At 58.9% G+C, this 18,088-nt stretch carries 27 protein-coding genes; 1 reads left to right on the top strand and 26 read right to left on the bottom strand.

The window, feature by feature from the left end:
* Window positions 1-4: 4 nt before the first annotated feature.
* The 17 genes from rplF to rpsJ all read right to left on the bottom strand — a co-directional run bounded on the left by rplF (window position 5) and on the right by rpsJ (window position 8,172).
* Window positions 5-538: a 50S ribosomal protein L6 gene (rplF, locus tag WDB86_RS13040; RefSeq protein ID WP_339108073.1), complete on the bottom strand. Its 534-nt coding sequence runs from the start codon at window positions 536-538 to the stop codon at window positions 5-7.
* An 11-nt stretch (window positions 539-549) separates the two neighbouring features.
* Window positions 550-948, bottom strand: coding sequence for a 30S ribosomal protein S8 (gene rpsH, locus WDB86_RS13035; RefSeq protein WP_339108074.1), 399 nt, complete (start codon window positions 946-948; stop codon window positions 550-552).
* 11 nt (window positions 949-959) lie between these two features.
* Window positions 960-1,265, bottom strand: coding sequence for a 30S ribosomal protein S14 (gene rpsN, locus WDB86_RS13030; protein ID WP_339108075.1), 306 nt, complete (start codon window positions 1,263-1,265; stop codon window positions 960-962).
* A gap of 18 nt (window positions 1,266-1,283) precedes the next feature.
* Window positions 1,284-1,841, bottom strand: a complete 558-nt coding sequence (gene rplE / locus WDB86_RS13025; protein WP_339108076.1) for a 50S ribosomal protein L5 — start codon at window positions 1,839-1,841, stop codon at window positions 1,284-1,286.
* Window positions 1,841-2,146, bottom strand: a complete 306-nt coding sequence (rplX, locus tag WDB86_RS13020; RefSeq protein ID WP_339108077.1) for a 50S ribosomal protein L24 — start codon at window positions 2,144-2,146, stop codon at window positions 1,841-1,843. The genes rplE and rplX overlap by 1 nt, the downstream gene beginning before the upstream one ends.
* On the bottom strand, window positions 2,146-2,514 hold the full coding sequence (rplN, locus tag WDB86_RS13015; protein ID WP_339108078.1) for a 50S ribosomal protein L14: 369 nt from the start codon (window positions 2,512-2,514) through the stop codon (window positions 2,146-2,148). Before rplN ends, rplX begins: the two co-directional genes overlap by 1 nt.
* 96 nt (window positions 2,515-2,610) lie before the next feature.
* The gene (rpsQ, locus tag WDB86_RS13010; RefSeq protein WP_339108079.1) at window positions 2,611-2,844 is read right to left on the bottom strand and encodes a 30S ribosomal protein S17; all 234 of its coding nucleotides are present in this window, start codon (window positions 2,842-2,844) and stop codon (window positions 2,611-2,613) included.
* Between the two features lie 11 nt (window positions 2,845-2,855).
* Entirely contained in the window at window positions 2,856-3,059 is a 204-nt protein-coding gene (rpmC, locus tag WDB86_RS13005; RefSeq protein WP_339108080.1) for a 50S ribosomal protein L29, read from the bottom strand.
* 210 nt (window positions 3,060-3,269) lie between these two features.
* Window positions 3,270-3,683, bottom strand: coding sequence for a 50S ribosomal protein L16 (gene rplP, locus WDB86_RS13000; protein WP_339108081.1), 414 nt, complete (start codon window positions 3,681-3,683; stop codon window positions 3,270-3,272).
* Between the two features lie 13 nt (window positions 3,684-3,696).
* The gene (gene rpsC, locus WDB86_RS12995; protein ID WP_406736102.1) at window positions 3,697-4,410 is read right to left on the bottom strand and encodes a 30S ribosomal protein S3; all 714 of its coding nucleotides are present in this window, start codon (window positions 4,408-4,410) and stop codon (window positions 3,697-3,699) included.
* Window positions 4,410-4,790 (bottom strand): 50S ribosomal protein L22, encoded by a 381-nt coding sequence (gene rplV / locus WDB86_RS12990; RefSeq protein ID WP_339108083.1) that lies wholly within the window; start codon window positions 4,788-4,790, stop codon window positions 4,410-4,412. The genes rpsC and rplV overlap by 1 nt, the downstream gene beginning before the upstream one ends.
* Before the next feature lie 5 nt (window positions 4,791-4,795).
* Entirely contained in the window at window positions 4,796-5,074 is a 279-nt protein-coding gene (rpsS, locus tag WDB86_RS12985) for a 30S ribosomal protein S19 (RefSeq protein WP_339108084.1), read from the bottom strand.
* Window positions 5,075-5,077: 3 nt separating this feature from the next.
* Window positions 5,078-5,917, bottom strand: coding sequence for a 50S ribosomal protein L2 (rplB, locus tag WDB86_RS12980; protein WP_339108085.1), 840 nt, complete (start codon window positions 5,915-5,917; stop codon window positions 5,078-5,080).
* A 304-nt stretch (window positions 5,918-6,221) separates the two neighbouring features.
* Window positions 6,222-6,518, bottom strand: coding sequence for a 50S ribosomal protein L23 (locus WDB86_RS12975; RefSeq protein ID WP_339108086.1), 297 nt, complete (start codon window positions 6,516-6,518; stop codon window positions 6,222-6,224).
* Complete coding sequence (gene rplD / locus WDB86_RS12970; protein WP_339108087.1) at window positions 6,515-7,135, bottom strand: 50S ribosomal protein L4; 621 nt, start codon at window positions 7,133-7,135, stop codon at window positions 6,515-6,517. Before rplD ends, WDB86_RS12975 begins: the two co-directional genes overlap by 4 nt.
* A complete protein-coding gene (rplC, locus tag WDB86_RS12965) occupies window positions 7,132-7,851 on the bottom strand; it encodes a 50S ribosomal protein L3 (protein ID WP_339108088.1) in 720 nt (239 codons plus the stop codon). The genes rplD and rplC overlap by 4 nt, the downstream gene beginning before the upstream one ends.
* A gap of 12 nt (window positions 7,852-7,863) precedes the next feature.
* Entirely contained in the window at window positions 7,864-8,172 is a 309-nt protein-coding gene (gene rpsJ, locus WDB86_RS12960) for a 30S ribosomal protein S10 (protein WP_339108089.1), read from the bottom strand.
* Between the two features lie 335 nt (window positions 8,173-8,507).
* On the opposite strand from rpsJ, the gene WDB86_RS12955 reads away from it, so the two are divergent.
* Window positions 8,508-9,074, top strand: a complete 567-nt coding sequence (locus tag WDB86_RS12955) for a type 1 glutamine amidotransferase domain-containing protein (RefSeq protein WP_339108090.1) — start codon at window positions 8,508-8,510, stop codon at window positions 9,072-9,074.
* Window positions 9,075-9,132: 58 nt separating this feature from the next.
* Here the strand turns inward: WDB86_RS12955 and WDB86_RS12950 are convergent, their stop codons facing one another.
* From WDB86_RS12950 to WDB86_RS12910, 9 genes are all read right to left on the bottom strand, one after another.
* Window positions 9,133-10,125: a zinc transporter ZntB gene (locus WDB86_RS12950; protein WP_406736101.1), complete on the bottom strand. Its 993-nt coding sequence runs from the start codon at window positions 10,123-10,125 to the stop codon at window positions 9,133-9,135.
* Window positions 10,126-10,296: 171 nt separating this feature from the next.
* On the bottom strand, window positions 10,297-11,472 hold the full coding sequence (gene tuf, locus WDB86_RS12945) for an elongation factor Tu (RefSeq protein WP_339108092.1): 1,176 nt from the start codon (window positions 11,470-11,472) through the stop codon (window positions 10,297-10,299).
* A 68-nt stretch (window positions 11,473-11,540) separates the two neighbouring features.
* Window positions 11,541-13,664 (bottom strand): elongation factor G, encoded by a 2,124-nt coding sequence (gene fusA, locus WDB86_RS12940; RefSeq protein ID WP_339108093.1) that lies wholly within the window; start codon window positions 13,662-13,664, stop codon window positions 11,541-11,543.
* A 20-nt stretch (window positions 13,665-13,684) separates the two neighbouring features.
* Window positions 13,685-14,155, bottom strand: a complete 471-nt coding sequence (gene rpsG / locus WDB86_RS12935; protein ID WP_339108094.1) for a 30S ribosomal protein S7 — start codon at window positions 14,153-14,155, stop codon at window positions 13,685-13,687.
* Window positions 14,156-14,176: 21 nt separating this feature from the next.
* Window positions 14,177-14,548, bottom strand: a complete 372-nt coding sequence (rpsL, locus tag WDB86_RS12930) for a 30S ribosomal protein S12 (RefSeq protein ID WP_096433949.1) — start codon at window positions 14,546-14,548, stop codon at window positions 14,177-14,179.
* A gap of 208 nt (window positions 14,549-14,756) precedes the next feature.
* Entirely contained in the window at window positions 14,757-15,509 is a 753-nt protein-coding gene (locus WDB86_RS12925) for a phosphatase PAP2 family protein (protein WP_406736100.1), read from the bottom strand.
* On the bottom strand, window positions 15,499-16,905 hold the full coding sequence (locus WDB86_RS12920) for an ArnT family glycosyltransferase (protein WP_406736099.1): 1,407 nt from the start codon (window positions 16,903-16,905) through the stop codon (window positions 15,499-15,501). Before WDB86_RS12920 ends, WDB86_RS12925 begins: the two co-directional genes overlap by 11 nt.
* Window positions 16,895-17,203 (bottom strand): lipid-A-disaccharide synthase N-terminal domain-containing protein, encoded by a 309-nt coding sequence (locus WDB86_RS12915; RefSeq protein ID WP_339108097.1) that lies wholly within the window; start codon window positions 17,201-17,203, stop codon window positions 16,895-16,897. Before WDB86_RS12915 ends, WDB86_RS12920 begins: the two co-directional genes overlap by 11 nt.
* A complete protein-coding gene (locus WDB86_RS12910; RefSeq protein ID WP_339108098.1) occupies window positions 17,200-17,934 on the bottom strand; it encodes a glycosyltransferase family 2 protein in 735 nt (244 codons plus the stop codon). The genes WDB86_RS12915 and WDB86_RS12910 overlap by 4 nt, the downstream gene beginning before the upstream one ends.
* Window positions 17,935-18,088: the final 154 nt, after the last annotated feature.

Below are 18,088 nucleotides of genomic sequence, written 5' to 3'. Positions count from 1 at the left end.
CCCCTTACTTCTTCTTGCCTTCCTTACGGAAGACATACTCACCCTTGTAGCGGATGCCTTTGCCTTTATAGGGCTCGGGCGCACGCCACTCGCGGATATTCGCAGCAACCTGACCAACGAGCTGTTGGTCGATGCCTTCGATGACGATCTCGGTGTTTTTCGGCGAGGTGATGGTCACACCAGCCGGAACAGCGAAGTCCACATCATGCGAATAGCCCAGTGCCAGCTTCAGAGTGTTGCCCTGCATCGTGGCGCGGTAACCCACACCCTGAATTTCGAGCTCTTTCTTGAAGCCAACGGTGACGCCGGTCACAAGGTTCGCGATCATCGAGCGGGCCATACCCCACTGCTGACGCGCACGTTTGGACAGGCCACGCGGGGTCACGGAAACCGAAGAACCTTCAACCGAAAGGCTGACATCGTCGGTGGCGGTGAAGTGACGGGTCCCTTTCGGGCCTTTCACTTCGATGGTCTGGCCGGACACCGAAGCGGTCACACCGCTCGGAAGTTCCACTGCCTTCTTACCAATACGAGACATCGGCTACCTCCTTAGAAGACGGTGCAGAGGACTTCGCCGCCAACATTGGCGTTGCGAGCATCTGCATCCGACATCACGCCCTTGGACGTGGAGACGATGGAAACGCCGAGGCCCTGACGGACCGACGGGACGTCTTTCGCAGCCATGTACACACGACGGCCCGGGGTCGATACGCGCTTGAGTTCGCGGATGACCGGGGTGCCTTCGTAGTATTTCAGGCTGATGGTGATTTCAGGCAGACCGCGCGAGTCGGTGGTCGACTCGTAGCCGCGGATGTAGCCTTCCGCTGCAAGCACGTCGAGAACCCAAGCGCGCAGTTTCGACGCGGGGGTTTTGACGGTGGACTTGCCGCGCATTTGCGCGTTGCGGATGCGGGTCAGCATATCGCCGAGAGGATCGTTCATAGACATACGAGACCTCCTTACCAGCTCGACTTGACCATGCCGGGGATCTGACCGAAGGAGGCCAGGTCACGCAGCTTGATACGCGAGACTTTGAGCTTACGGTAGTAAGCGTGGGGACGACCGGTCAGCTGGCAACGGTTGTGCAAGCGGACAGCCGAGGAGTTGCGCGGCAGTTCTGCCAGCTTCAGGGAAGCTTTGAAGCGCTCTTCCATCGGACGATCCTGATCGGCGATGACTTCTTTCAGTGCGGCGCGTTTCGCGGCGTATTGTTTAACAAGACGCTCACGCTTCACTTCGCGCGCAACCATGGATTTCTTAGCCATTGTTCACTCTCCTCGCGATCAGGCCGAGAACGGCATGTTGAAGTGCTTCAGAAGCGACTTCGCCTGCGCGTCATCATTGGTCGTGGTCACGATGATGATGTCCATACCCAGAACTTCGTCGACTTTGTCGAAATCGATCTCGGGGAACACGATCTGTTCTTTGAGACCCATTGCGAAGTTACCACGCCCATCGAAGGACGGCTTCACGCCGCGGAAGTCGCGGACGCGCGGCAGTGCCACGTTGATCAGGCGGTCGAGGAATTCGTACATACGGGTGCCGCGCAGGGTCACCTTGCAGCCAAGCGGCATCTCTTCACGAACGCGGAAGCCTGCGATGGACTTCTTCGCTTTCGTCATGACAGCCTTCTGACCGGCGATGAGCGTCAGCTCTTCAGCGGCTTGCTTGACTTTTTTGGTGTCTTTCGTGGCTTCGCCAACGCCCATGTTGATCACGATCTTTTCGATCTTCGGGATCATCATGTCGTTTTTCAGACCAAACTCTTCCTTCATGGCAGCACGGATCTTGGATTCGTACTCGCCTTTCAGGCGCGGAGTGTAAGTTGCGAGGTCGAGCATCAGATAACGTCCCCCGTGGTCTTGGCGAAACGAACCTTTTTGCCGTCTTCCATGCGGAAGCCGACGCGGGTTGCTTTACCGTTTGCATCCAGCAGAGCGAGGTTCGACAGGTCGATCGGCATTGCCTTCGGCTGACGGCCACCTTGGCTCGTTTGGGTTTGGCGCGTGTGACGGATCGCGACGTTCACGCCATCGACCACGGCTTTGTTCGAAGCCGGCATAACCGAGGTGATCTCACCCTGTTTGCCTTTGTCCTTACCGGACAGAACAACAACCTTATCACCTTTGCGGAGTTTAGCAGCCATTACAGCACCTCCGGAGCAAGCGAGATAATTTTCATGAAGTTCTTGGCGCGCAGTTCGCGAACAACCGGTCCGAAGATACGGGTACCAACGGGCTCGCCGTTGTTGTTCAGGATAACTGCTGCGTTCGAGTCGAAACGGATGGCGGTGCCATCTTCACGACGAACTTCTTTGGCGGTGCGAACGACGACGGCTTTACGCACGTCCCCTTTTTTCACACGGCCACGCGGAATGGCTTCCTTGACGGAGACGACGATAATGTCGCCGACCGACGCATAGCGACGGTGCGAACCACCCAGAACCTTGATGCACTGAACTTTCCGAGCACCGGAATTGTCAGCAACATCCAGATTGGTCTGCATCTGGATCATAGGGTTACTCCCGACCTTTGGAGACGACCATGCAGTTGGCGCCCCAGGGTTTCGATAAACTGGTGTTTATCGCCGGGCCTGAATTCCTTGCGGAAATCAGGCTTCGACGACGACCGTCCAGCGCTTGGTCTTCGAAATCGGCGCGCACTCTTCGATACGAACAGTGTCACCTACCTTGAAAGCATTGTTCGCGTCATGCGCACGATACTTCTTGGATTTACGAATGGTCTTTTTCAGAACGGGGTGCGTGAAACGGCGCTCGACAGAGACGGTGATCGTCTGTTCGTTCTTGTCCGAGGTCACGACGCCTTGAAGGATACGTTTGGGCATGGGAAGATTCCTCAGTTCGCAGCAGCTTCAGCAGCTTTTTGGGTCAACACGGTTTTCACGCGAGCAACGTCACGACGGACGGCGCGCATGCGAGCGGTGTTTTCCAGCTGGTTGGTGGCTGCCTGAAAGCGGAGGTTAAACGCTTCCTTTTTCAGCGCGACAAGCTCGTCACGGAGCTCATCGGCCGTCTTGGCCTTGAGTTCTTGGGCTTTCATGCCTTTGGTCCTTTAAATGGCACCAGAGGGCCCCGCTTGCGTGCGTATACACGCTTGGGGTGACCCTGATTCTGGTGGGTTATGTCGATCCTGTTGCCAGGAACACCGGCCAACTACCATCATCGAGCCAATCTGGCAAGGGGTGTTGGAATAAAACAAGGCGCGGGAGAGAAATCCCCCGCGCCTTGCTTCAATTTAGGTGGACCGGACTTACCAGTCCTGACGCTCGACGATGCGGGTCGCGACCGGGAGCTTCGCAGCACCAAGGCGCAGGGCCTCACGTGCGATGGTCTCGTTCACGCCGTCGATTTCGAACATCACGCGGCCGGGCTTCACTTTCGCTGCCCAGAAATCCACGGAACCTTTACCTTTACCCATACGGACTTCGGTCGGTTTCGCGGTGACCGGGGTATCCGGGAAGATCCGGATCCAAACGCGGCCCTGGCGCTTCATGTGACGGTTGATTGCACGACGGGCAGCTTCGATCTGGCGTGCGGTAACACGCTCGGGCTCAATCGCCTTCAGACCAAAGTGACCAAAGTTCAGATCGGTGCCGCCTTTGGCTTCACCGTGGATCCGGCCTTTGTGCTGTTTGCGGAACTTCGTCCGTTTCGGTTGCAACATGGTCTAATACCCCTCAGCGCTCGCGCTCACGGCGCGGACCGCGCGGTGCCGGACCCTCTTGGGCTTCAGCAGCTTTGCGCTCACGTGCCTGCGGATCATGTTCCATGATCTCGCCTTTGAAGATCCACACTTTGACGCCGATGATCCCGTAGGGGGTCATTGCCTCGCAATGTGCATAGTCGATATCCGCACGCAGCGTGTGCAGCGGAACGCGACCTTCACGATACCATTCGGTACGCGCGATCTCGGCACCGCCCAGACGGCCGGCAACGTTTACACGGATACCAAGTGCACCCATGCGCATCGCGTTCTGAACGGTACGCTTCATCGCACGACGGAAGGACACACGACGCTCGAGCTGTTGGCAGATGGACTCTGCGGCCAGTTGCGCGTCGATTTCCGGCTTGCGGACTTCAACGATGTTCAGGTGAAGTTCGCTGTCGGTGAAGTTTGCAAGCTTCTTGCGCAGAGCTTCGATATCGGCGCCTTTTTTACCGATGATCACACCCGGACGTGCTGCGTGAATGGTCACACGGCACTTTTTGTGCGGGCGCTCGATGATCACGCGCGAGATGCCAGCTTGTTTCGCTTCGTGCTTGATGAACTCGCGGATCTTGATGTCTTCCAGAAGAAGATCACCGAAATCCTTGCTTTCAGCGAACCAGCGGCTGTCCCAGGTGCGGTTGACCTGGAGACGCATACCGATCGGATTTACCTTATGACCCATTATGCTTGCTCCTCAACCTGACGCACCTTGATGGTGAGCTCCGAAAACGGCTTCATGATCTTGCCGAAGCGACCACGGGCACGCGGGCGACCGCGCTTCATGACCAGGTTCTTACCAACCCATGCTTCCGCGACGACCAGCTCGTCAACGTCCAGACCGTGGTTGTTTTCCGCATTGGCGATAGCCGATTGCAGGCACTTCTTCACGTCGATCGCGATACGCTTCTTCGAGAAGGTCAGATCGGCCAGAGCCTTGTCGACCTTCTTGCCGCGGATCATCGCTGCAACGAGATTCAGTTTCTGCGGCGAGGTGCGAAGCATGCGCGATTTTGCCATTGCTTCGTTATCCGCCACGCGGCGCGGATTCTTTTCCTTACCCATGACGATTACTTCCTCTTGGCTTTCTTGTCAGCAGCGTGACCGTAATAGGTACGGGTCGGCGAATATTCACCGAACTTCTGACCGATCATTTCCTCGGTCACAGCGACCGGGATGTGCTTCTGACCATTGTAGACCCCGAAGGTGAGGCCAACGAATTGCGGCAGGATGGTCGAGCGACGCGACCAGATCTTGATCACTTCGCTTTTGCCCGACTCGCGCGCTTTCTCTGCTTTTTTCAGCAGATAGGCATCGACGAAGGGGCCTTTCCAAACAGAACGAGACATATCTTAACGACCCTTCTTCTTCGCGTGACGCGAGCGCAGGATATATTTATCCGTCGACTTGTTCGTACGGGTGCGTTTGCCCTTGGTCGGCTTGCCCCACGGGGTAACCGGGTGACGGCCACCGGAGGTCCGGCCTTCACCACCACCATGCGGGTGGTCGATCGGGTTCATTGCAACGCCGCGAACGGTCGGGCGGACGCCCATGTGACGCTTACGACCTGCTTTACCGAGGTTCTGGTTCGAGTGGTCATGGTTCGACACGGCACCGATGGTGGCCATGCATTCCTGACGCACAAGACGCAGCTCGCCCGAGGAAAGACGGATCTGAGCGTAGCCACCATCACGACCCACGAACTGGGCATAGGTGCCAGCTGCGCGTGCGATCTGACCGCCTTTACCCGGCTTCAGTTCGATGTTGTGAACGATGGTACCGATCGGCATACCCGAGAACGGCATTGCGTTACCCGGCTTGATATCGACCTTCTCGCCCGACACAACTTTATCGCCGAGAGCGAGACGTTGCGGTGCGAGGATATAAGCGGCTTCGCCATCTTCGTAGCGGATCAGCGCGATGAACGCGGTCCGGTTCGGGTCGTATTCGATGCGCTCGACGATAGCCGGAACGTCAAATTTGCGACGCTTGAAGTCAACGATACGGTAGAGACGCTTCGCGCCACCACCCTTGTGCCACATCGTGACGCGTCCGGTGTTGTTCCGGCCACCAGTCTTCGTCAAACCCTCGGTGAGGGCTTTGACCGGACGGCCTTTCCAAAGCTCCGAACGGTCGATCAGAACCAGCCCACGCTGGCCCGGCGTAGTCGGTTTATACGACTTAAGTGCCATGCTTTCTGTCTTCCGTTAGCTGAAGGCGGGTTGTACCGCCTTATGTGAAGGGCCCCTAAGGTCCCCAGATAACAACGCCAACCGGCCCCGGACGAATCCGAAGCCTCTGGCGATGCGCGTAGCTACCAAAAAGAAGCCAATCCGTCTACTGCTGAATTGGCCCATTTGGCGCTTTGTGACCTTATATTTAAGGCCACAAGCCAAGCCCTTGATGCAAGACGCTATTCTCTAGCCCCCTGCCCTATCGCGAAAAGAAAAGCCCCCGCAAATGCAGGGGCTCTCCGAAGTCATAAGGATCAACAGATCACAGACCGGTGGTCACGTCGATCGTGTTGCCTTCTTCGAGGGTCACATAGGCCTTCTTCACGTCCGAGCGCTTGCCCGCGATACCGCGGAAACGCTTGTTCTTGCCTTTGGTGATCGTCGTGTTGACGGCTTTCACCTTGACATTGAAGAGGGTCTCGACCGCTGCCTTGATCTCGGGCTTCGAGGAGTCTTTGGCGACTTCGAAGACAACCGCACCGTTTTCCGACGCCAGCGTCGCTTTTTCGGTGATGATCGGCTTGACGATCACGTCGTAATGTTCGGGTTTCGCGCTCATTTCAGGCGAGCCTCCAGTGCTTCGACGCCCGCTTTGGTGAGAACCAGGGTCTCACGCTTGAGGATGTCATAAACGTTGGCGCCCATCGACGGCAGAACATCGATACCTTCGATGTTACGAGCTGCTTTCGCGAAGTTATCGTTCACGTCAGCACCGTCGATGATCAGGACCTTTTTCCAGCCCAGTTCCTTAGCCGCTTTAGCCAGCGCTTTGGTTTTCGATTCGCCGAGGTTGATATCCTCGAGAACCACCAGATTGCCGGTTGCCGCTTTGGACGACAGAGCATGCTTCAGACCCAGAGCGCGGAACTTCTTCGTCAGATCGTGCGCGTGCGAACGCGGGGTCGGACCCTTGTACACACCACCGTGACGGAAGATCGGAGCCTTCTTGGAACCGTGACGTGCGCCACCGGTGCCTTTTTGGCGGTAGATCTTCTTGGTCGAGTAGGACACGTCCGACTTGCCGAGCGTCGAGTGCGTACCGGCTTGTGCTTTCGCACGCTGCCAGCGAACAACGCGGTGCAGAATGTCTGCGCGCGGCTCGAGACCGAAGATGTCGTCTGCCAGTTCGATATCGCCAGCTTTGCCAGCGTCGAGCTTGATCACATCAAGTTTCATGCTTCACCCCCTTCTGCCGGAGCTTCTTCGGCAGGAGCAGCCGCGCCTTTCAGAGCCGCCGGCATCGGAACGTTCTCGGGCAGCGGTTTCTTGACCGCGTCCTTGATCGTGACCCAACCGCCTTTGGAACCCGGAACCGAACCTTTAACAAGGATCAGGCCGCGCTCTGCATCGGTGCGAACGACTTGCAGGTTCTGGGTGGTCACACGAACGGCACCAAGATGGCCAGCCATCTTCTTGCCTTTGAAGACCTTACCCGGATCCTGACATTGACCGGTCGAACCGTGCGAACGGTGCGAGATCGACACACCGTGCGATGCACGCAGACCGCCGAAGTTGTGGCGCTTCATCGCACCCGCAAAACCTTTACCGATGGAGGTGCCCGCGATATCCACGAACTGGCCTTCATTGTAGTGGTTTGCAGCGATTTCCGAACCGACTTCGATCAGGTTTTCTTCGGATACGCGGAATTCAGCAACCTTGCGCTTGGGCGCAACGGAAGCTTTCGCGAAGTGACCACGCTCAGCCGCGCTCACGCGCTTTGCTTTTGCGTCGCCTGCACCCAGCTGCACTGCAACATAACCATCGCGATCGGTGGTACGTTGAGCAACGACTTGCAGGTTGTCGAGTTGAAGAACGGTAACAGGAACCTGCTTGCCGTCTTCAAGGAAAAGCCGGGTCATGCCCAGCTTCTTGGCGATAACACCAGTCCGCATCGTGACTCTCCCTTAGACCTTGATCTCGACATCCACGCCAGCGGCGAGGTCGAGCTTCATCAGTGCGTCAACGGTTTGCGGGGTCGGGTCGACGATGTCGAGCATACGCTTATGCGTACGGATTTCCCACTGGTCGCGCGACTTCTTGTCGATGTGCGGACCACGGAGAACCGTGAATTTCTCAACTTTATTCGGCAGCGGGATGGGACCGCGAACCTGTGCACCCGTACGCTTTGCGGTGTTCACGATTTCCTGCGTGCTGGCATCCAGTACGCGGTAATCGAACGCCTTCAGCCGGATGCGGATGTTTTGACCGTTCATATGTCATGCCTCTCGCATGGCGTGAAGGTTGAGAGGCAGACAGCACCGTATGTGGTGCCTGCTTCGAACCTTTAGATCTTATGGATAGATCAGGCTGCGCCAATAGGCCCGATAAAGGATTCTGTCAACCCGTACTGGCCCGTTGCCGTATTTTTTCTTGGCTCCTTCGTGCCACGGGCCGGAAGGGGGGCGCGAAGGGCCGTCCACCTCCATCGCGCGTGAGGCCCAGCGGAACAAGCCTCGCGCCCTTGCGTTGGGTCGGCAATCAGGGCCCGCGCAGCACCCGCTGCAAAACGGCCCACCCATCGCAACACCCATCGCAAAAGGAATAGACCATGCCCAAGATCACCGACAGCAAAATCCTTATCATCGCGACGGACGGGTTCGAGAAGTCCGAACTGATGGTTCCACGGGATGCGCTCCGCGAGGCAGGCGCGCAGGTGGTGGTGGCCTCGCCCGACGGGGCCGCGATCCGCAGTTGGGACGAAAAGGATTGGGGCGAAACCGTTGCCAGCGATCTTGCGATCAGCGATGTCAAACTGGAAGAGTTTGATGCGATTGTGCTGCCGGGTGGTCAGATCAACCCCGATATTCTCCGAACGAAGCCGGAGGCGGTAAATCTGATCCGCAACTTTTTTAACGCCAAGAAAATCGTCGCCGCCATCTGTCACGGACCTTGGCTCCTGATCGAGGCGGGGGTTGTTGCGGGGCGCCACGTCACCTCCTACCCGTCAATCAAGACAGACCTTCTCAATGCCGGTGCGCAGTGGCGCGATGCGGAGGTGGTGAATGATCTGGGGCTGATCACCTCGCGCAATCCCGGTGATCTGAAGGCTTTCGTGGGCAAGATCATCGAAGAGGTGGAGGAAGGCCCCCATCACCGTCGCGCCGAAGCCGCCTGAGCCAATCGCCGTTGCCGCCACGGGCAACGGCCGACCCTCCCTCCTATTGATGGCCCGCCTATTGACGGCCCAGCGTGAACAGCCGCCACATGAAGACCAGCTGCACCAGCACCAGCCCGATGCACCACAGGCAAAGCCACATGAAGGCATTATCGTCATTCAACCCCGGCATTCCGCCGATATTCACCCCGAAAAGCCCCGTCAGAAACCCGAGCGGCAGGAAAATTACCGACACCACGGACAGCACGAACGTATTGCGGTTCACCCGATCCGAAAGCTGGGTCGAAAGCTCTTCGCGCAGCACCTGCGCCTGATCGCGGAGCTCGTCCATATCTTCCGAAATCCGCGTCATTTTCACGGCTTCTTCTTCCAGTTCCCGCCGGACCTCGGATGTCACAAGGGGGCAATTCGACTGTGCCGCCTTCAACAGCGCATCGCGTTGCGGCCCGAGATAGCGCCGGATCGCGATGACCTGCAGCCGCAGATCCAGCACATCGCGCCGCAAATGGTCCCCGCCCTGTCCATAGACCTTATCCTCCAGCGTCTCGGCATGTTCGTCCAACTCGCTCTGGAACGTGCCGATCCGTTCGACGATATCCTCGGTCAGGCGCACAACGAACAGCCCTGCATCACCAGGCACCCGCCCCGCCCTGATCGCATCATCCATCCGCTCGATCGCGCGGACCCGCTTGCGCGCAATGGTCACGATCCGCCGTGCATCGGCATAGATACGGACCGACACCATGTCCTCGGGATCTTCCCCGTCATTGAAGTTGATCCCACGCAGGATAAGCAAAATGCCCTCGCCGATCACCGTGGTGCGCGGGCGCGTATCTCGGTCAAGCAGGGCCTCCACCGCTTGCGGTTCAAGATAGTCCAACTCCTGCCGGATCCAGTCCTGCGCTTCGGGATGGGTGCCATCCAGATGCACCCAGGCCAGGCGCTCGTCGCGCAGGGCTTCAACGATCTGTGCCTCATCCGCCCCTTGCAGATCAGTGGCCGCCGCAGGACCGGTCAGGATATGCGAGAGTTTGATCGGGCTGGCAGGCATCGGCGCGCTCCTTCGGGGACTGCCCTCTATCTAGCGCGCGTCGCGGGCAGGAACAACGCTCAGAAGGGCATCGACCAAATGCAGCGCCCCTCCCCCGCCAGACCACAAGGGGCGCAAAGCAAAAGGGCGGCCCAAAGGCCGCCCTTCCGTATCGCGCATTCTCCCGAAGGATTATGCGAGGATTTTCGACACAACGCCTGCGCCAACGGTACGACCGCCTTCGCGGATTGCGAAGCGCAGACCGTCTTCCATTGCGATCGGTGCGATCAGTTCGACTTCGAACTTCAGGTTGTCGCCCGGCATAACCATCTCGGTGCCTTCCGGCAGCGTAACGGTCCCGGTGACGTCGGTCGTGCGGAAGTAGAACTGCGGACGGTAGTTCGCGAAGAACGGCGTGTGACGGCCACCTTCCTCTTTGGTGAGGATATAGGCTTCTGCTTCGAACTTGGTGTGCGGCTTGACCGAACCCGGCTTACACAGAACCTGACCACGCTCAACGCCTTCACGGTCGATACCGCGCAGCAGGGCGCCGATGTTGTCGCCTGCTTCACCACGATCCAGCAGCTTGCGGAACATTTCCACACCGGTGCAGGTCGTTTTCTTGGTGTCGCGGATACCAACGATTTCCAGTTCGTCGCCAACGTTGATCACGCCGCGCTCGACACGACCGGTCACAACGGTACCACGGCCCGAGATCGAGAACACGTCTTCGATCGGCATCAGGAAGGGCTGGTCAACAGCACGTGCCGGGGTCGGGATGTATTCGTCGACAGCTGCGATCAGCTCACGGATCGAGTTCTCGCCGATTTCCGGATCGCGACCTTCCAGAGCGGCCAGAGCCGAACCCTTGATGATCGGAATATCGTCGCCGGGGAAGTCGTAGGACGACAGAAGTTCACGAACTTCCATTTCCACCAGTTCCAGCAGCTCTTCGTCATCCACCTGGTCAACCTTGTTCAGGTAAACGACCATGTACGGGATGCCAACCTGACGGCCCAGCAGGATGTGCTCGCGGGTCTGCGGCATCGGGCCGTCAGCTGCGTTCACAACCAGGATCGCGCCGTCCATCTGTGCCGCACCGGTGATCATGTTTTTCACATAGTCAGCGTGGCCGGGGCAGTCGACGTGCGCGTAGTGGCGGGTTTCCGACTCGTACTCGACGTGTGCGGTCGAGATGGTGATGCCGCGTGCTTTTTCTTCCGGTGCGCCGTCGATCTGGTCGTAGGCTTTGAAGTCACCGAAATATTTGGTGATTGCAGCGGTCAGCGTGGTTTTACCGTGGTCAACGTGGCCGATGGTGCCGATGTTGACGTGCGGTTTGTTACGTTCAAACTTTTCCTTTGCCATAATGGCCTCCTGTCACAGGGTACTGATCTAAGGGGTGCGCCCGCGGGGCTACCGCGGACGCATATAGATCAGGCGTATTGTTTCTGGATTTCGTCCGAGATGTTCTGCGGAACGGCTTCGTAATGCGCGAAGATCATCGTGAACACTGCGCGGCCCGAAGACATGGAGCGCAGGTTGTTGATGTAGCCGAACATATTGGCGAGCGGGACGAAGGCGTTGATGACATTCGCGTTGCCGCGGGTGTCTTGCCCTTGAACCATACCACGACGCGAGGTCAGGTCGCCGATGATCGAACCGGTATATTCTTCCGGCGTCACGACTTCCACTTTCATCATCGGCTCGAGCAGCTTTGCACCGGCCTTACGAAGACCTTCGCGCATTGCGGCACGGGTTGCGATTTCGAAGGCCAGAACGCTCGAGTCGACATCGTGGAACGCGCCGTCAAGCAGAGCGACCTTGAAGTCGATAACCGGGAAGCCTGCCAGCGGACCGGAGTCCATAACCGACTGGATGCCCTTCTCGACGCCCGGGATGTATTCCTTCGGAACAGCACCACCAACGATTTTCGATTCGAACGAGTAACCTTCGCCCGGCTCGGTCGGAGTGATCGCCAGTTTCACGCGCGCGAACTGACCGGTACCACCGGTTTGTTTCTTGTGCGTGTAGTCGATCTCTGCCGGCATCGAGATGGTCTCGCGATACGCCACCTGCGGAGCACCGATATTCGCCTCGACCTTGAATTCGCGCTTCATGCGGTCAACAAGGATGTCGAGGTGAAGTTCGCCCATGCCCTTCATGATGGTCTGACCGGATTCGAAGTTGGTCTCGACGCGGAAGGACGGGTCTTCTGCTGCCAGGCGAGCCAGGGCGATGCCCATTTTCTCTTGGTCGGCTTTGGACTTCGGTTCCACGGCGATCTCGATCACCGGCTCCGGGAAGGTCATCGTTTCGAGAACGACGGGCTTGGATGCATCACAGAGGGTGTCACCGGTGGTGGTCTCTTTGAGGCCAGCCAGTGCGATGATGTCGCCTGCGAATGCTTCTTCGATCTCTTCACGGTTGATCGCGTGCATCATCATCATACGACCGATGCGCTCTTTCTTGCCCTTCGTCGAGTTCAGGACAGAATCGCCCTTCTTCAGCACGCCCGAGTAGATACGGGTGAAGGTCAGCGAGCCCACGAAGGGGTCGTTCATGATTTTGAACGCGAGACCCGAGAAGGGTTCCTCATCGGACGCATGACGTTCGATGTTACGCGTTTCGGTCTCGTCGTCGGGTGCGAAGCCGGTATAGGCGGGCACGTCGAGCGGCGAGGGAAGGAAGTCGATAACCGCGTTCAGCAGCGGTTGGACGCCCTTGTTCTTGAAGGCCGAACCGGCGAAAACCGGCACAAACGAAAGCGACAGGGTGCCCTTACGGATCAGTTTCCGCAGGGTGTCCTCGTCGGGCTCGTTGCCTTCGAGATAGGCTTCCATCGCATCATCGTCTTGCTCTACAGCAATCTCGATGAGGTTGGCGCGCCACTCGTCTGCCATGTCCTGAAGATCGGCACGGATCGGTTCACGAGCCCAGCTTGCGCCGAGGTCTTCACCTTTCCAGACCCATTCTTCCATCTTGATCAGGTCGATGATGCCTTCAAGCTTATCTTCTGCGCCGATCGGCAGACAGACGGGTGCCGGGGTGGCACCGGTGCGGTCCTTGATCATTTTGACGCAGTTGAAGTAATCCGCACCGATCTTGTCCATCTTGTTGACGAACACGATCCGCGGAACCTTGTAGCGGTCAGCCTGACGCCAAACGGTTTCGGTCTGCGGTTCAACGCCTGCGTTGGCGTCGAGAAGGCAAACTGCGCCGTCAAGCACGGCCAGCGAACGTTCCACCTCGATGGTGAAGTCCACGTGGCCGGGGGTGTCGATGATGTTGAAGCGGTACTTGGTGTCCGAGGTGCCTTCTGCGGTCGGATCTTCCTGACGCTGCCAGAAAGTCGTGGTCGCAGCAGACGTGATCGTGATGCCGCGTTCCTGCTCCTGCTCCATCCAGTCCATGGTTGCGGCGCCGTCGTGGACTTCGCCGATTTTGTGGGACTTGCCGGTGTAGTAGAGGATCCGCTCCGTCGTGGTGGTCTTGCCCGCATCGATGTGGGCCATGATCCCGAAGTTGCGGTACCGCTGAAGGGGATAGTCGCGTGCCATAGGGCGTCCTTCCGTTGGGTTTACCAGCGATAATGGCTGAACGCTTTGTTCGCGTCGGCCATTTTATGCGTGTCTTCGCGTTTCTTAACTGCCGTACCGCGCGAATTCACCGCGTCCAGAAGTTCGCCTGCAAGACGCTCTTCCATGGTGTTTTCATTGCGACCACGTGCAGCCGAGATCAGCCAGCGGATTGCCAGCGCCTCGCGGCGTGCCGGACGAACTTCGACCGGAACTTGGTAGGTTGCACCACCCACACGACGCGAACGGACTTCAACAGCCGGCTTCACGTTGTCGAGGGCTTCGTGGAACACTTCGATCGGCTCGCGCTTGAGCTTGCCTTCGACGCGATCCAGTGCGTTGTAGACGATGCGTTCGGCGGTAGATTTCTTACCGTCGATCATCAGGTTGTTCATGAACTTGGTCAGAACGCGGTCACCAAATTTGGCGTCCGGGAGAACTTCGCGCTTCTCAGCGGCGTGACGACGAGACATATGTGTATCCCTTTCCTACGATCACTTCGGACGCTTCGCGCCGTATTTGGAGCGACGTTGACGACGATCTTTAACACCTTGGGTATCCAGCACACCGCGCAGGATGTGGTAACGGACACCCGGAAGGTCTTTCACACGGCCGCCGCGGATCAGAACAACAGAGTGCTCTTGCAGGTTGTGCTTTTCGCCCGGGATGTAGGAAATGACCTCGAAGCCATTCGTCAGACGCACTTTGGCGACTTTACGCATAGCGGAGTTCGGTTTCTTCGGCGTGGTGGTGTACACACGCGTGCAGACGCCACGTTTTTGCGGGCACTGCTGGAGGTGCTGCGACTTAGAGCGCTGCACTTTCGGCTGACGCGGTTTGCGGATCAGCTGCTGGATTGTCGGCATTCGGTTCCCCGTTCGCTTTCTATCAGGTTGTCAATACTCGCCACCGGGATGATGGCGCCACTTCTCGACAGCGTCATGCGCCCATTCGCACAAACGCCAAATCGCAATCTCCGTCCGCATGTCGCTTCGGAAGACTGCGTGCGAAACACGGGAGGACGGACATGGGTCCGGAGTGATACCACCGATGTTTCAGTCTCCCACACGGTTTTCAGGCCCGTGGGGATGGGCGGCGTATAGGCTCTTGCCCCGCCTTTGTCAACTCTGCACGGCGTTGGCCGCCGTTCTGCAAAAGCCCCCAGAGCGCCCAGGCGATTGTCAGCGATATCAGCGCCGCAAATGTCAGATCCGACAGGAAATGTCGTCCTGTAACAAGGCGTTGTAGCAGCACAAAGACCGAAAGCCCCCACGCCCAGCCTGTCGCGCGGGCCTGACCGCGCGCGCCACACCAGCGCCGCCCGACCAGCCAGAGCCCCAAGGACAGAATCACGACCGCCGCCCCCTCGCCCGAAACGAAGGAGCAGTTACTTGTGCATTGATCCGCGAATTGCCACGCCCGTGTAAACAGGTGTTCGCCGCCGAAAGGCAGGATCTCGGCAGGTCTGGCGCGCCCCGAATAGGCTTTGAACAGGCCATTGACCAAGATCACCGGCCCGATGAGATAGCTGAGCATGATCCATGCCCAATCGCGCAAGGTCAGGCGCAGCAGCGGGCGGCGCAAGACGGCGCAGAGCCCGACCATGACCAGCGAGACCACGGCCAGAAGGACCGAAAGATCCCAGATCCGTTGCCGCAGATATTCCAGCACCGGATCCAGCCACCCCGCCGTAAACCCGAGCTTTGGCGTGTAGAATAACGCCGTCACCCAGAGATCAATCTGCGGAAAGGCTTCGAACAGACAGACCGCCACCGTCCACATGATCAAAAGCCAAAGACCGGTCCGGCGATAGGTATTAGCGCGCATACAGACACTCCGCCTCAACATACCACGCCCGCATATCATAGCGCGCCCAGTAGCCGCTGCGCGGAAGTGCCGCGCTTTCGCCCCCCTGACAGGCTGCGGGTGGTTGCGTAGCAATCAGAAGCACTGGCCCTAACCCCTCGGGCATGGCGCGCATCTGTTCGTAATAGCTGCGTGGACGTCCCTCGGGCGGCACGGCATAGATCGGCACCTGACCATCGCGCCCCTGATAGAACAGATCGGCCAGAACATCGCGATTGTCCGACAGCAGTGGCAGACCGGCGCTATGGGCCAGCGATAATGCCGCCTTGCTCAATTCGGCGCGGCCAAGATAGCGCTGCAGAAGCGGCTTGCCGCCAACCTCCGGCCAGGGGGCCAGCAGTGTCAGGACAGGCAGCAGCACACAGGGCACCAGATTGACGGCAACGGCGATCCTGCGCCAGCGCGGTGCCAGCACCGAAACCGCCAGAATGGTCCCCGCGAAATAGGCACCGACCGCCCAATTCGCATAGGCACGGTCCAGCAACGCCTGCACCAGAACCACCGCCAAGGCAGGGATCGACAGCAGCGCCAGCGCCTTCTGCGGGCCATTGGCCGGACGCAGATAGCCCCATAGCAGGGCCAGCATGGACACCGGCCCGAACACCCCGAACTGGCCGGCAAAAAATTCCCCCAGCGACCCCCAGTTCAGATGGGCCCCCGTTCGCACCCAGCCCGCATTATCCATCGTATGTTCGACGGTCGTCAGGTCATGGGTCAGGTTCCAGAGCACATTGGGCGCAATCACCCCCCCGAAGGCCACGACCATCAACAGACTGTTGCGCCAGCCGGGGCGGAAGTCGCGCAGGACAAGCGCCGCGAGTAGCGCGCCGGGGATCAGATAGATCGCGGCATATTTCGCCATGAAGCCCGCACCGGCACAGAGCCCCGTCAGCACCGCGCTCCCTGCCCCGCGCGTCTGGCAGGTCCGGACAAAGAACAGGATCGCGCCGACAAAAAACGGCGCCATGACGGTATCGGTCGATATCAGCAACGACCCGAGCGCCACGAATGGCAGGGTCACATAGGTCAGCGCGGTCCAGAAGGCCGTGCGCGCATCGAAGAGCCGCGCGGCCGTCAGCCCGAGGATCAGCGCCGTCAGCCCGTGCAGCACCGCTCCGGGCATCCGCACCCAGAACGGGCTGGAACTGCCAGCCAGATCGGTTACCGCACGGATCAGCCAGCCGATCAGCGGCGGCTTGGAATAGTACCCGAAATCGAAATTCTGGCCCCAGAACCAATATTGGGTCTCGTCAACAAAGAGCTCTGCCTTGTTGAAGGCCAGCGCCAGCAGCCGCAGCGCCGTAATCAGCGCGACAACCGCCAGCGCGCGCGGCCACCATGCCTTCTCAGCTGTCACGACGGCGTTTTGCATGGATCAGCCATAGATTACGTGAATAGATCACCACCCCAAGCGCCTGCCCGAGCACGAAGACCGGATCATGGCGATAAAGCGCGTAAGACAGCAGCATCACCCCGCCCAGAAGCGAGAAATACCAAAACGCCACCGGCATCACCGAATCCTGTGCCTTTTCAGAGGCGATCCATTGCACCAGAAAGCGCGCGGTAAACATCAGCTGTGCCGACAGGCCGAACAGCACCCACGCCAGCTCTGTGCCATTCTCGACATGGAACAGCTTCAACAGATGGTCGATCATAGGCCGGTCTCCTTGACCAGAATCTCGGTCGGGCGGGCGGTCTTTTTCCGGCGCAGCAACCATGCCACACCGCACAGATCGACAATCCCGACCATCGCACGCTGGAAATTGTTATAGTTGGACTGCCCGCCAAGACGCGGGCGATGGCTGACATCGACCAGAAGCACCCGTAGCCCTTCGCGCGCGAAGAGCGCGGGCAGATAGCGGTGCATATGGTTGAAGAAAGGCATCAGCAAAAACGCATCGCGGCGGAACGCCTTAAGGCCACAGCCCGTGTCGCGCGTGCCATCCTGCAAAACCCGCGCCCGCAGCGCATTGGCAAATTTCGAAGCATAGCGCTTCGACCATGTATCCTGCCGCCCGACCCGCTGGCCCGCAACAAGCCCCGCCTCGGGATCGGCCAGCAGCGCATCGACGAGTTTCGGAATGTCGGGGGGCGGGTTCTGCCCGTCGCCATCCAGCGTGCAGCAGATCCGCCCGCGCGCAGCAAGCACACCGCTATGGACGGCCGCACTTTGCCCACCAGACTGCCGGTTGGACAACAGCCGCAACCGCGCATCGCTTTGCAGGCGCTCCGCGAGGATCTGTCCGGTCGCATCGGTAGAACCGTCATCAATGACGATCACCTCGTAGTCATACCGTGCCTCACACACACTATGGATCTCATCGACCAGCGCCGCAATATTCTCGGCTTCGTTCTTGGCGGGAATTATTATCGTCAGCTCTGTCATCTACCGCAGCATTCGTTTCTTGATCGCGCTCTTGCCATTCCCCTGTAACACTGGGGTGACAGCCATGTCATGTATATCTTGCGCTGTCTCTAACGGGGACGCAGCCCGACCGCTATACACGTTCACGACAAAGGGCCCCGCTGATGCAGCGAGG

This window comes from Thioclava sp. GXIMD4215 (assembly GCF_045291555.1).
GTDB lineage: Bacteria > Pseudomonadota > Alphaproteobacteria > Rhodobacterales > Rhodobacteraceae > Thioclava > Thioclava litoralis.
Note: the sequence above shows the minus strand (reverse complement) of the source record. Positions and strands in the feature narration are given on the sequence as shown.